The 11,629-nt window shown below is 66.7% G+C and carries 13 protein-coding genes; 5 read left to right on the forward strand and 8 right to left on the reverse strand.

Features of this window, described 5'->3' with window-relative positions; all coding sequences use genetic code 11:
• Window positions 1–115 precede the first annotated feature (115 nt).
• From AIIKEEIJ_RS32090 to AIIKEEIJ_RS32100, 3 genes are all read left to right on the forward strand, one after another.
• A complete protein-coding gene (locus tag AIIKEEIJ_RS32090) occupies window positions 116–1,216 on the forward strand; it encodes an amidase family protein (protein WP_238406333.1) in 1,101 nt (366 codons plus the stop codon).
• 168 nt (window positions 1,217–1,384) lie between these two features.
• On the forward strand, window positions 1,385–1,681 hold the full coding sequence (locus tag AIIKEEIJ_RS32095; protein WP_161995822.1) for a hypothetical protein: 297 nt from the start codon (window positions 1,385–1,387) through the stop codon (window positions 1,679–1,681).
• Between the two features lie 86 nt (window positions 1,682–1,767).
• Window positions 1,768–2,418, forward strand: a complete 651-nt coding sequence (locus AIIKEEIJ_RS32100) for a response regulator transcription factor (RefSeq protein WP_006931786.1) — start codon at window positions 1,768–1,770, stop codon at window positions 2,416–2,418.
• On the opposite strand, the gene AIIKEEIJ_RS32105 is transcribed toward AIIKEEIJ_RS32100, so the two are convergent.
• The 7 genes from AIIKEEIJ_RS32105 to AIIKEEIJ_RS32135 all read right to left on the reverse strand — a co-directional run bounded on the left by AIIKEEIJ_RS32105 (window position 2,412) and on the right by AIIKEEIJ_RS32135 (window position 8,137).
• The gene (locus AIIKEEIJ_RS32105) at window positions 2,412–3,362 is read right to left on the reverse strand and encodes a 2Fe-2S iron-sulfur cluster-binding protein (RefSeq protein WP_161995821.1); all 951 of its coding nucleotides are present in this window, start codon (window positions 3,360–3,362) and stop codon (window positions 2,412–2,414) included. The two genes, AIIKEEIJ_RS32100 and AIIKEEIJ_RS32105, sit on opposite strands and share 7 nt — an antisense overlap.
• Before the next feature lie 71 nt (window positions 3,363–3,433).
• Window positions 3,434–4,198 (reverse strand): SDR family NAD(P)-dependent oxidoreductase, encoded by a 765-nt coding sequence (locus tag AIIKEEIJ_RS32110; protein ID WP_080688648.1) that lies wholly within the window; start codon window positions 4,196–4,198, stop codon window positions 3,434–3,436.
• Between the two features lie 9 nt (window positions 4,199–4,207).
• On the reverse strand, window positions 4,208–4,711 hold the full coding sequence (locus tag AIIKEEIJ_RS32115) for an aromatic-ring-hydroxylating dioxygenase subunit beta (protein WP_161995820.1): 504 nt from the start codon (window positions 4,709–4,711) through the stop codon (window positions 4,208–4,210).
• Window positions 4,704–5,984, reverse strand: a complete 1,281-nt coding sequence (locus AIIKEEIJ_RS32120; RefSeq protein WP_161995819.1) for a Rieske 2Fe-2S domain-containing protein — start codon at window positions 5,982–5,984, stop codon at window positions 4,704–4,706. Before AIIKEEIJ_RS32120 ends, AIIKEEIJ_RS32115 begins: the two co-directional genes overlap by 8 nt.
• A gap of 48 nt (window positions 5,985–6,032) precedes the next feature.
• A complete protein-coding gene (locus tag AIIKEEIJ_RS32125; protein ID WP_161995818.1) occupies window positions 6,033–6,533 on the reverse strand; it encodes a nuclear transport factor 2 family protein in 501 nt (166 codons plus the stop codon).
• A 3-nt stretch (window positions 6,534–6,536) separates the two neighbouring features.
• Window positions 6,537–6,899 carry a hypothetical protein gene (locus tag AIIKEEIJ_RS32130; protein WP_161995817.1) on the reverse strand — a complete coding sequence of 121 codons (363 nt, stop codon included), beginning with the start codon at window positions 6,897–6,899 and terminating at the stop codon, window positions 6,537–6,539.
• 53 nt (window positions 6,900–6,952) lie between these two features.
• Window positions 6,953–8,137 (reverse strand): acyl-CoA dehydrogenase family protein, encoded by a 1,185-nt coding sequence (locus tag AIIKEEIJ_RS32135; RefSeq protein ID WP_161995816.1) that lies wholly within the window; start codon window positions 8,135–8,137, stop codon window positions 6,953–6,955.
• A gap of 154 nt (window positions 8,138–8,291) precedes the next feature.
• On the opposite strand from AIIKEEIJ_RS32135, the gene AIIKEEIJ_RS32140 reads away from it, so the two are divergent.
• Both AIIKEEIJ_RS32140 and AIIKEEIJ_RS32145 read left to right on the forward strand, forming a co-directional pair.
• Window positions 8,292–9,761 carry a PAS domain S-box protein gene (locus AIIKEEIJ_RS32140; RefSeq protein WP_161995815.1) on the forward strand — a complete coding sequence of 490 codons (1,470 nt, stop codon included), beginning with the start codon at window positions 8,292–8,294 and terminating at the stop codon, window positions 9,759–9,761.
• Between the two features lie 232 nt (window positions 9,762–9,993).
• Window positions 9,994–11,424 carry a DUF1214 domain-containing protein gene (locus AIIKEEIJ_RS32145; protein ID WP_161995814.1) on the forward strand — a complete coding sequence of 477 codons (1,431 nt, stop codon included), beginning with the start codon at window positions 9,994–9,996 and terminating at the stop codon, window positions 11,422–11,424.
• 63 nt (window positions 11,425–11,487) lie between these two features.
• On the opposite strand, the gene AIIKEEIJ_RS32150 is transcribed toward AIIKEEIJ_RS32145, so the two are convergent.
• On the reverse strand, window positions 11,488–11,629 hold a 142-nt coding region (locus AIIKEEIJ_RS32150), incomplete at its 5' end, for an SDR family oxidoreductase (RefSeq protein WP_161997258.1).

An 11,629-nucleotide genomic window follows, 5' to 3' on the forward strand; every position in this document is an offset into this window, starting at 1 on the left:
GTGCTCTTTCGTCGAGTCGAGTTGGTAGCTCTCTCGAAGAATCACGCGGTGACCGTCTTTCGTCCGGTTACGACACGCCGGTCATCGGATCCGATCCGGCTCGTACACCATCCTGATGGACGCAACCGTGTCCGCCGGAGTCAAGGACCTCATCGACGTAGCCGGGATGCCCACGCGTGCCGGCTCCGCAGTCACCTCCCCGGATGCCGTCGGCACCGATGCTGCCTGCGTGACTCGTCTGCGTTCCCTCGGTGCGATCGTCCAGGGCAAGACCGTGACGACCGAGTTCGGCTACTTCACCCCCGGCCCCACCCGCAATCCCCACGCCCTCGATCACACCCCCGGCGGGTCCTCCAGTGGATCGGCTGCGGCCGTCGCGGCGGGGACCGTGCCCCTCGCGCTCGGCACCCAGACGGCGGGTTCGCTGACCCGGCCGGCCTCGTACTGCGGAGCCGCCGGCATGGTCCTCGCCCACGGCACCACGGACATGTCCGGCATCTCCGGTCTGAGCGAGTCACTGGACTCGCTGGGCCTGCTCACCCGGTCCGTGGCCGATCTTCGCTTCGTGCACAACGCATTCACCGGTCGCGAGCGCTCCGATGCCCGGGCTCCGGAGCCGGTTGCTCGGGGCCTGGTCTGGAACGCCGGTGCTCTCCACCCCCTGGAGCCGCCCATGGCGGCGTTGCTGGAACATGTGCCCGCCCTGCTGGAAGAGATCGGAGTGAAGGCCGAACCGCTCGACTGGGACGATCATGTTCAGACCTTGGCCGAGGACCACGTCACCGTCATGTCGTACGAAGCCGCCCGGGCACGGGCACACGAGTTCGACGAACATGCGCAGGCACTGAGCGTGCCGATCCGAGACCTCCTGGAGAACGGTCGCAGGACTCCCGGGGCCGAGTATTCCGCGGCCCTGACCCGTCGGGACCGTTCTCGTGAACTGCTGGACGAGATTCTGGACTCCGCTCCGATCATCGTCGGTCCTGCAGCGCTGGGTCCGGCCCCGTTCGGCCTGTCCGCGACCGGGTCGCCGATCCTCAGCCGGCCGTGGCAGCTGCTGGGTCTACCGGTCGTGGTCGTGCCGGGTGCCCGTACCCCCGCGGGACTGCCGCTGGGCCTGCAGATCGTCGGGCTGCCGGGGCACGAGGACCGGCTGCTCGACGTGGGCGAGAAGCTCGAGGCCCTCCTACGTGAACTGCCCGTGATTGCCGTCTGAGCCGCCCGCTCGCTCAGCTCGGTGACAAGACTCGCTCGGCTCGGTGACAAGACTCGCTCGGCTCGGTGACAAGACGCGCTCGGCTCGGTGACAAGACTCGCTCGGCTCGGTGACAAGACTCGCTCGGCTCGGTGACATTACTCGCTCGGCTCGGTGAAAGGATCAGCCATGTTCGAACCCCGCCCCACCAACCACCACCGGATGTTCCTCACCTGCTACGAGGACACGTTCGACCGCGGCTGGCACCACGTCGATCTGTTCGTCCACGACGAGTACGGTCGTGAGGTCAACTGGGTCCACTGGACGGTGGAGGCCGACGGCCCCGAGGCGGCCGACGAGTCGGTCCGCAGGGAAGAACCACTCCTGCGGCGGACCACCGCCTGGCGGCACCAGGTGAGCGCGGCGGGAATGAACTACTGGACCGCCGATGCCGGCTGGGACGACGCCGCGGCGGACGTCGCCTGAGCAGGTGGTTCCCCCCGCGCGGCGGACGGGGACAATGTCGGGAGCCAGGGATACGCCCTGGCTCCCGAATCCGGAGGTGAAGAGCCATGGCGGAGAGTGCGGACGACCTCCGAGCCGAGACGACGGTGTACGTGGTCGACGACGATCTCGAACTGTGCGAATCCGTCGACTGGTTGCTGGAGAGCATCGGGATCAGACCGGTGATCTGCCACAGCGGTGAGCAGTTCCTGAACGCCTACGACGGGAGCCGGCCGGCCTGCATCGTCCTCGACGTGCGCATGCCCCGCATGAGTGGGACACGGTTGCAGGAGAAGCTCAACGAGTTCGCGCCGCACGTGGCGATCATCTTCGTCTCCGCCCACGGCGACATCCGGATGTCCGTCTCCACCCTGAAGGCGGGGGCGCTGGACTTCCTCGAGAAGCCCTACGATCCGCAACGGCTGCTGGACGCCGTGCAGGCCGGGGTGGAGAAGGCCCGGCTCCGCTTCACCGACCATGTCGTGCGGGAATCGGTCCGGAACAAGGTCTCGTCCCTCACGCCGCGGGAGCGTCAGATCCTGGCCCTGGTGGTCGAAGGCCTACCCAGCCAGAACATCGCCCGGAAACTCGGCATGAGCGTGAAGACCGTCGACGTCCATCGTGCTCGTATCAAGAGCAAGACGGACGCCGACAGCATCAGCACCCTCGTGCGTGACGTCCTTCGGTACGGGGTGGACGTGCCGGTCGAGGATCAGTAGTAGTCCAACACCAGGCGCTCGCCCGCTGCCCGGGACACGCAGACTGCCATGATCTCGCCGGATTCCTTCTCGGACTGCGTGAGAACGTTGTCCCGGTGGATCGGAGTCCCCGCCAGCACCTGCATGATGCAGGTACCGCAGATGCCCTCCTGGCAGGACGTGTCCACGTCGCAGCCGTTCTCCTGAAGCACCTCGACGATGCTCCGGTCGGCCGGGACCTGATAGGTCTCCCCCTCCAGTTCCACCTCGAACGCGGAGTTCTCGGAGGCGTCCGGCTGTTCCGCCGCGTGGAAGTTCTCGAGATGGATCGACCCGGCCGGGACGTGCCGGCCGGCGAGCGCAACGACCTTGGTCATGAACCCGTCGGGTCCGCACGTGTAGACGTGGGCGCCGGGATCCATTCCCGCAAAGGTGGTTCCGAGGATCTCGTCCTGGTCCTCCCGGGTCACCCCCAGATGGGCACGGAGCTTCTCCGGGCAGCGGTCACGCAGCAGCGGAAGGAAGGCGGCTTCCTTCTCGCTGCGCGCGAAGTAGTGCAGTTCGAAGCTGATGCCGTGGACGTCCATGTAGCGCGCCAGGCTCAGCATCGGGGTGATGCCGATGCCGGCGGCGACCAGGACGTGGTGCGTGGCGTCCGTCGCGATGCTCAGCAGGTTCCGCGGGGAGCTGATCCGGAGAACGTCGCCCACCCCCACTTCGTGGAGGGCGGCCGAGCCGCCGCGGGAGTTCTCCTCGCGCTTCACCGCGAAGGCGAACGAATCCTGCGCATCGGGCGTGCTGAACAGCGAGTACTGGCGGGTGATCGACGTGGGTCCGACGACATCGATGTGCGCGCCCGGCAGATACGTACCCAGTGGCGACCCGTCGGTCTTCGCCAGCCTGAACGATCTGACGGTGGGTGATTCCTGAATGATCTCGGCGACGGTGACGTCGATGAGTGCCATGTCCGTTCTCCTCGTGAATTTCTCCGGACGGAAAACGCCGACCGGGGCCCTCCCGGACGGGAGGACTCCGCTCAGCGGAGGTACAGCCCGCCGTTGACGTCCCAGCAGGCACCTGTGACGAAGTAGGCGTCGTCCGAGGTGAGCAGCCCGACCATGTCCGCCACGAACGACGGACTTCCCAAGCGGCCCACCGGAATCCCGGCGACGATGCCCGCGAGCCTGTCCGGGGGCACCGTGGCCCGCACGACCGGGAGGTCGTGCGGCCCGGGAGAGATCGCGTTCACGGTCACTCCCCGGCCGGCCAGCTCGCGCGCGAAGACCTTGGTGGTGGTCAGGATCGCTCCCTTGGAGGCCGCGTAGTGGCCACCGGTTGCCGTCCCTCCGTTCTGGCCGGCAAGTGAGGCCATGTTGACGATCCGTCCGAAGCCCTGGTCGGCCATGGCCGCGCCGAACACCTGGCAACCGAAGAAGATGCTGTTCACGTTCGTCGTGAGCACACTCGTGAAGTCCGCCTCCGCCAGGTTCATCAGATCCGCTGCCTGCGTGACGGCAGCATTGTTGACGACGATCGTGGGGATGCCCCAGATCTGCCGGCATGTCGCCAGGGCCTCCTCGAATCCGACCTTGCGACTGACGTCGAGCTCGAGACCGCGTGCGGTCGATCCGTCGGGGGACAACTCCGCCGCGAGGGCTTCGACACCGGCCGTGTCGATGTCGGCGAGCAGAACCCTTCTACCGTCGGCGTGGAGTTTCCGGGCAATGGCGGCACCCATACCTCCGGCCGCGCCGGTGACAACGGCGATACCCGGCCCGGTGCCGGTGGACTGAGAGATCACATCGGCCCCCTACAGCAGGTAACCCGAGGCGCTGACCGCGTCCTCGCTGTCGATGAGCCGCACGACCTTGAGCGAGATTCTGTCCCCGTCCGCTCCGAGAACGATCCGATGGGTCAGCTCGGCGCCGAGCGTCGTGAATTCGTTGCGCTTGAACGCATTGAGGATCTGGGCCGATCGGAGAGTGACCGAGGTGTCGGTGATTTCCTCCACGGTGAACCGCGAGACGATCCGCACGGTCCGGGCCGCGGCCACCGCGGAGGGCGAGTAGCCCTGCATCATCCGCTCGACGCGCAGGTGCCGCATGCGCTTGTCGTCGTAGACCATGTTCAGGCCCGCGGCGAAGTCGTCGGTGCCCGGATCGATGGGAATCACGTAATGTGCGTCGTCCGTGTACATCTGCTCCCAGGCTCGATAGTCCTTGGCATCGAGGACCTGAGCTTCCTTCCAGACGAGCTCGATGGCCCGGAGGGTACGGGAGTCCGTCAGGGTCGGCATCGGTACGACCTCAGTCATTGCTCATCATCTTCTTCCACATCGCGTAGGCTTCCCGCATCCCCGTCTCGTCGGTGACATGAGAGGTGGGCCAACCTTCTTCGGTCGTGTACTCGCGTCCCTCGCCGCGGTTGACGAGGATCGGCATGTTCGGATTGCCGCCGGCCCCGATCTGCACCCGGATCCAACCCTCGGCGTCGTCGGGGCTACCGAAACCGAACGGCCCCTGGAAGTGCTCGTGGATCCTCAGTCGCTCGCGGTTGACGCTCTTGGGCCCGCCGTCCATGCCGAGGGCCATGTGCCAGATCTCGGTCTCGTCGACGGAGAGAGGGATCAGGACCCGGAAGAACGACGACGACATCGCGACGTTCGGGAAGGTGTTGAGGTTGAACCCGCAACCGTGCATGGAACGCATATAGCGACGGATCCGTTCGGGGCTTTCTCCCGCGGCGGCGAGTTCGTCGACCAGATGCTGGAAACGGGGCTGGATCTCCTCCGTTCCGTCGTCCACATCGAGATCCGCGTGGGCCGCGGCCATGATCGCGACGCTGTGCCCGTTGCCGAGGGCGTGGGTCTCGGCCGCGGGGTCGTCCATGAACGACATCATGTCCGCCGTCTCGGCGTCGACGGAGGCCATCCACGACTTGTGCACCATCGGGAAGTGGTACCCGTCCGTGGTGTTCTCGAGCTGGATCTTCCAGTTCCCCTTGAACCGGAACTTGTGAACGCCGAGCACCTTGGTCGGAAATCCGTTGCTCTGCTTGAAGAAGCGTTCCATCCAGATCTTGGCGTCGCCGAGGAAGTCCTCGAGCGGCTCGGCGTCCTGGTCGAAGGTTGCCCAGATCATCCCCAGGTAGCTCTCGGTGCGCAGCGTCTGGAGCGGGAAGTCCTTCTTGTCCACGACGCCCTCGTAACCGTCCGGGTAGGGGATGCCGCGCAGACGTCCGTCGAGTGCGTAGGACCAGTTGTGGTACGGGCACGTGAAGCCGTTGGCCTTGCCGCTGCGCTGGTCGCACACCGTCGCCCCCCGATGCCGGCACCGGTTCAGCAGGGTGTTGAAGTTGCCCTTGCGATCCCGGGTCACGATGACCGGCTGGTCTCCGACCTGGGTGGTCTTGAACGAACCCGCCTCCGGGATCTCGCTCTCGTGTGCCACCCACACCCAGGTCTTGTAGAAGATCTTCTTCATCTCCTCCTGGAAGATGTCCGGATCGGTGTACAGCCGGCCCGCGACCCGGTCGTTCGCGACGAGGTCCGCGTAGGTGCGTGCGGTGGGTTCTTCTGTCGTCGTCATGTGATTCCTTCGTTCGTGAAGTGCAAGGGCGGGCATCACCGGGATGCATCAGATCCGTTGGAACATCGCCTCGGCGGGCAGCGGCGCGGCGAACATCCGGCGGGTGCAGAACCGGCTCATGTGAGCCGCCGTACGTCCCCCGGTCCGGCCCAGGTCGAAGTCGATCGTGAGCCGGGCGCAGAGAATCTCGGCCGTTCCCGTCGCATAGAGCGACAGTTGCTGCATGATCCACTGCCCGCTCGCACGGTTGCCGTCGAGACGGATCTGCTCGCTCCCGAGGAGATGCACGTTGCGGAGGAAGTGGTCGGCCGGCGGCAGGTACCGGGACACGAGGGCCACGATTTCGTCTCGGCCCCTGGCGATTCCGAATTTCCCGGCGTACTCCGGACCCAGTCCTTCCCAGGTCGCGTCGTCGGTGAACAGGACGCCGAGCCGATCCGGGCTCTGCAGCGGGCCGGGCACGTCACACAGGTCCAGATAGCGGGCGAGACAGTCGCGGACGGCCTCCTTCGCCTCGACCACCTCGAGGCGGTGCTCCGTGTCGGTCACGGATCAGACCTCGACGTCGGCGCGGATCGTCAGCTCTCGGCCCATGCGGGCCTCGATCTTGAAGTACTTCCAGAGGGCGCACTCGCCGATCATCGTCGTCCGCAACAGGTTGCACGCGGCCCGCACGGTTTCCTGGTCCTTCACGTCGGCCAGGACGTAGCAGGTCCAGGGCCAGCCGTCGGACGGGCCCACCATGTGGGCGTCGTCGTCGAACGTGCCGACGACATGGATGCCGTCCATGTTCGCGAGATTCGAGAGCATGGTGGAGATGCCGACCCACACCGGGCCGATCTCCGCCTTCGGCAGGTCGAAGAAGTTCTGGTTGTTGCCGATGCAGAACAGGGTGCGCAACGGTTCGGCGGTCATGGGGCGTCCTTTCGCTGGGAAGGCAGGCGCTGGTCTCGAAGATCCCGCCCTGATCAGGGGAAACTGGGGATCCCGGGTTCCAGGCCGAGGAGAACGGCTCCGGCCGCCTCGAAGGTGTTGGTCTGAAGCATGGCGTGCTGAGCCGGGACGAGAGCGTCCCGAAGGTAGCGCTGCAGCGGGTGGCTCTCGTAGATCGCCCCGGTGCCGGCCAGGTCGAACGCGGCGAGCACGACGTTGCGGCCGACGTGGGCGGCCTGGGTTGCTCCCAGGCGGAGCAGGGCCGTGTACTCGTCGGTGATCTCGTCGCCGCGGACCGCCAGGTCCCACACCTCGTCGGTGATCTCGTAGAAGAAGGCCCGAGCGGAGCGGAGATCGGCCTCGGCGCGGGCCAGGCCGGTCTTGTAGGCGGGCCGGTTTCCCTTGCTGTCACCGCCGGTGATGCTGGATCGGACCGCTCCGACCTCGTGGACGTAGTCCAGCGCGCCGCGGGCGGCGCCGAGAGTCACCACCGCCAGCACCTGGGCGGCGTAGGCGAGCGACGGATACCGTGTGAGCGGCTCGTCGACCAGGGGAGCGCCACCGCGGACGAACGTCATCTCCTCGGGAACGAAGAGCCTGTCGGCCTTCACTGCGTGTGACCCCGTCGCCTTCATTCCGGCGACATCCCAGTTCTCCACGATCTCCACGTCGGCAGGGTCCACGAGGGCGGTCAGTGGCTTGCCGTTCGTTTCCGGGCCTCCGGCGAGACCGATGCCGAGGATGTCGGCGCCCAGGCATCCGCTGGCGAACTGCCAGAGCCCGCTGCACAGGTAGCCGCCGTCCACCTTCTCGGCCTTCTGCATGGGGAACAACCCGCCGGCATAGGCGACGTCCGGGCCGTCGGAGTAGATCGTCTCCTGGGTTTCGACCGGCAGGGCTGCGAAGTACACGAGCGAGGATCCGAAGCTTGCCACCCACCCGGTGGCCGGATCCACCGCGGAAATCCGCTCGACCTGCCTCATGAAGGAGGACGGGGCCATCGGTTCTCCGCCGAACCGTGCCGGGGTCGACGCGCGGTAGAGTCCGGCCTGCTTCAAGAGCGCGATGAAGTCCTTCGGCACGAATCGTTGCCGGTTGAACTCGTCGCGCCGGTCCAGCAGCACGGCGAGGGCGTCCTCGAAGGCCTTCTCCCGGGCAGGGCCCACCGCTGCCGCCTGCACTGGTTTCATCGTGCTCCGGATCGCCATCGTCGTCTCCATCCACCTCGTCGTGTCGCGCTGAGGAAAACGCTAGGAAAGGTTCGGACGAGGCGGTATCGGGATTTCCTCCGCCGGTCATAAAGCATTCCCCTATGGTCGATCCGCCGCTCGTGGGTCGACAATGAACCGTCACGGCACCCGGAGGTGAGGATCGATGTTCCCGACAGGCCGCGACTTCCAGGAGATGGTGGAGAAGACGGAAACAGGGATCCTCATCCACGAGGCCGCGTCCAAGAACATCCTCTGGGCCAACCCCGCCGCGTGCCGGATGTTCGGTTTCACCCTCGACGAACTGCGACCGTTGAAGGCCCACCACATGAGCAGCCAGGAGCGTCAGTACCGGCGCTCGGTCGGGGTGGCGTGGTTGCAGGACGCGGTCGTACACGGCTCGAGCCGCAGACAGTGGAAGTACCGGACCAAGGACGGTCAGGAATTCCTGGCAGATGCGGTCGCCTCGCTCCTGACCTTCCAGGACGGGCAGGTCGTGATGGTCGAGTTCCGCAACATCGCCGAAGAGGTGGAGCTCCAGGAGGAGCTCAGCTGGGTGTCGCAGTCCCTACAGCGCATCATGACGCACACGTCGGCGGGCATCGTGGTGCTCGACGAGATGAACTGCATCGAGGACATCTCGCCGCTCGCGGCCCAGCTCTTCGGCAGAACGCCGGACGAACTGTCCGGTGTGTACCTGGAGGATCTGGGCCGGTGTGAGCCTCGCCTGACCGCCGAGCCCGTCGTCGCCAAATTGGACGCGGCGGCCGGGCCGGTGGGCATCATGCAGGAGATCGAGAAGAGCGACGGCAGCACCACCTGGCTGGCAGGCTTTCTCGAGGCCGTGGTGCACGACGGAATGACGTCCCGGGTGCTGACGATCCGTGACGTGACGGATCGCGTGGAGTGGGAACGCCGGCATGCGTATCAGGAGGCCAACCTCCAGTACCTCAGCCGGTACAACGCGATGGGTGACATGGCCATGATCCTCGCTCACGAACTCGGGCAGCCCCTCGCCGCCTCGACGAACTATCTGAGCGGCCTCAAGGCGCGCATCTCCGACCGATCCCTCGACCCCGAGGCGCTGAGCTACGGGTTGGACAGGATGGAGAAGCAGCTCGGCCGGGCGGCGGAAATCGTGTCCTCCGTGAAGCGCTACGTGCGGCGGATCGAGAGCACCAAGGCTGCCATAGACCTCAACGAGACGGTCGAGGAGAGTTTGTACTTCGTTCGTCTGCGGGCAGCCGAGCGGGGCGTGCACATATCGATCGACAGGTCCCGTTCCCCGTTGCCGGTGGAAGGAGAGAGCGTGCTGATCGGGCAGGTGGTCATCAACCTCTGCTTCAACGCGATCGACGAGATCGTGTTGCCCTCGACTTCTGTCAAGGAGCTGACAGTCCGGACGGCCCGGCGGGGTGAGTGGGCCTGCGTCTCCGTTCTCGACCAGGGACGAGGGATGGACGGTGCCTCGGGAAACCGTCTGGCCTCCGGGGCCTTCTCGGCCAAGCAGGACAGTTCCGGGATCGGCCTGATCATCTCGGAGCACATCGTCGAGCGACACGGGGGCAGCATCCGGTACCTGCCCAACCACCCGCACGGTACCGAGGTCCGGATGTGCCTGCCCATCTCCGAGTAACTGCGATCCACCTCCGAGGGCAACCTCGACTGACACAGGTGTGCTGGGTACGGCGGCACCCGGTCCGGGGCGGCGCCGTGGCCACAATGGCGAAGGTTCCTGGATGACGGGTCCAGGAGAAGCCGCTGACTTCGGTCGTCCCTGGGGGCGAGCTATGGGCTTTGGACCCTAGAGAGCCGGTGATGTGATTCGTAGCGTCGGAGTCGGCGGCATCGTGACGAGGAGGCTGGCGATGACTGATACGACGGCGACCCCCATCCCGGCCGGCATCGAGTCGCCCGACGAGGTTCACACCCGGTTGGGCACGTTGCGGTTCTTCGACGGCTTCCCGGACGACGCGACGGTCCGGACGTTGTTCGACAACCTGGACTTTCAGCGTGCCGTGCAGGCGTACCTGCTGGCTCTGCCCGCGCTGAACATGGCGGCGATGCGCAGCGCGCTCCTCGAGTGGGGCCCGGTGAACTCGACGGCGTACGTCTTCGAAGACCTGATGCATCCGCGCACCGTGTGGCTCACGGCGAACACGAGCACGTCGTACACCGCCATCTGGATCGACCTGCACGACGGTCCGCTCGTGATCGAGGCGCCGCCCGGCGTGCTGGGCGCGATCGACGACAGCTGGGGACGCTGGGTGGTCGACGTCGGCCTGACCGGACCCGACAAGGGCCGGGGCGGCGCCTACCTGCTGCTGCCCCCCGGCTACGACGGTGAGGTCCCCGGCGGCTACTTCGTGGTGCGGACCAACAGCTTCGGCATGGTGCTGTTCGTTCGGGGCTTCCTCGACGAGCACGGCGATCCCCACCCCGCCGTCGAGGTCATCAAGGACAAGACCCGGGCCTACCCCCTCGCGCTCGCGGACCGTCCGCCGTCCATGCGGTTCGTGAACGTGTCGCCCGAACCCATGGTCGGCGTCCCCCCGGCCGACTTCCGGGCGTGGGAAATGCTCGACGAGGTGGTGCAGTCGGAGCCGCCCGAGTCGTCCGATCCGCTCACCCTGGGATTCTTCGCCTCGATCGGCATCCGGCGCGGCAGGCCGTTCGTCCCCGACGAGCGCATGCGCGCGATCCTCACCGAAGCCGCCGCGGTGGGTGACGCCACCGGTCGCGCCCTCACCTACCGGTTCCGGCAGCCGGAGGCCTACCGCTACCCGGGCAGTACTTGGCGCGCATTCTTCCTCGGTGGTCATCGGTTCGAGGAGGACGGGGTCGCCCTGCTCGACGCCGCCGCTCAGTTCAACTTCTCGGTGACCGGCGTGAGTCCGGCAGAGGACGTCGAGAGGATCGGCACCGGATCCCAGTACGTCGTCGCCTGCGTCGACGCCGACGGCGCCCCGTTCGACGGCGGCCGGACCTACCGGCTCCGCGTCCCTGCGAACGTTCCGGCCGGCGACTTCTGGTCGATCCTCGCCTACGACACCCAGACCCGGTCCATGCTGCAGACCGGACAGGAGTGGCCGTCGGTGACGAGCCAGGACCGCGATTTCACCACGAACGAGGACGGCTCCGTCGACGTCCACTTCGGTCCCGAACCGCCCGAGGACGGTCACAACTGGATCCAGACCGTTCCCGGCAAGAGCTGGTGGGCCATGTTCCGGCTGTACGGTCCCCTCGCACCGTGGTTCGACAAGACGTGGCAGCTGCCGGACATCGAGCGACTCGCGTAGAGGCGCCGACGCGGCCTCGTCGTGCCCTCGGCCCGGCACCGGCGAGATCCAGTCGGTGCGATCTCAGATCTCGCGCCAGCTCTCCCCGGCCATGTCGTGGCCGTGTGCCGCCATGAGCATCAGTCCACCGTCGACGGGAATCGAGCCGCCCGTGAGGTACGACGAGCGCGGCGACGCGAGAAATGCGATGGCCGACGCGATCTCG

The sequence above is a fragment of the Rhodococcus sp. YH1 genome, assembly GCF_009939605.1.
Taxonomy (GTDB): domain Bacteria; phylum Actinomycetota; class Actinomycetes; order Mycobacteriales; family Mycobacteriaceae; genus Rhodococcus; species Rhodococcus aetherivorans.

Coding starts and splice junctions, on each gene's coding strand:
- AIIKEEIJ_RS32140 (WP_161995815.1), top strand. CDS start 8,292: ATGTTCCCGACAGGCCGCGACTTCCAGGAGATGGTGGAGAAGACGGAA.
- AIIKEEIJ_RS32145 (WP_161995814.1), top strand. CDS start 9,994: ATGACTGATACGACGGCGACCCCCATCCCGGCCGGCATCGAGTCGCCC.
- AIIKEEIJ_RS32130 (WP_161995817.1), bottom strand. CDS start 6,899: ATGACCGCCGAACCGTTGCGCACCCTGTTCTGCATCGGCAACAACCAG.
- AIIKEEIJ_RS32095 (WP_161995822.1), top strand. CDS start 1,385: ATGTTCGAACCCCGCCCCACCAACCACCACCGGATGTTCCTCACCTGC.
- AIIKEEIJ_RS32100 (WP_006931786.1), top strand. CDS start 1,768: ATGGCGGAGAGTGCGGACGACCTCCGAGCCGAGACGACGGTGTACGTG.
- AIIKEEIJ_RS32135 (WP_161995816.1), bottom strand. CDS start 8,137: ATGGAGACGACGATGGCGATCCGGAGCACGATGAAACCAGTGCAGGCG.
- AIIKEEIJ_RS32120 (WP_161995819.1), bottom strand. CDS start 5,984: ATGACGACGACAGAAGAACCCACCGCACGCACCTACGCGGACCTCGTC.
- AIIKEEIJ_RS32090 (WP_238406333.1), top strand. CDS start 116: ATGGACGCAACCGTGTCCGCCGGAGTCAAGGACCTCATCGACGTAGCC.
- AIIKEEIJ_RS32105 (WP_161995821.1), bottom strand. CDS start 3,362: ATGGCACTCATCGACGTCACCGTCGCCGAGATCATTCAGGAATCACCC.
- AIIKEEIJ_RS32115 (WP_161995820.1), bottom strand. CDS start 4,711: ATGACTGAGGTCGTACCGATGCCGACCCTGACGGACTCCCGTACCCTC.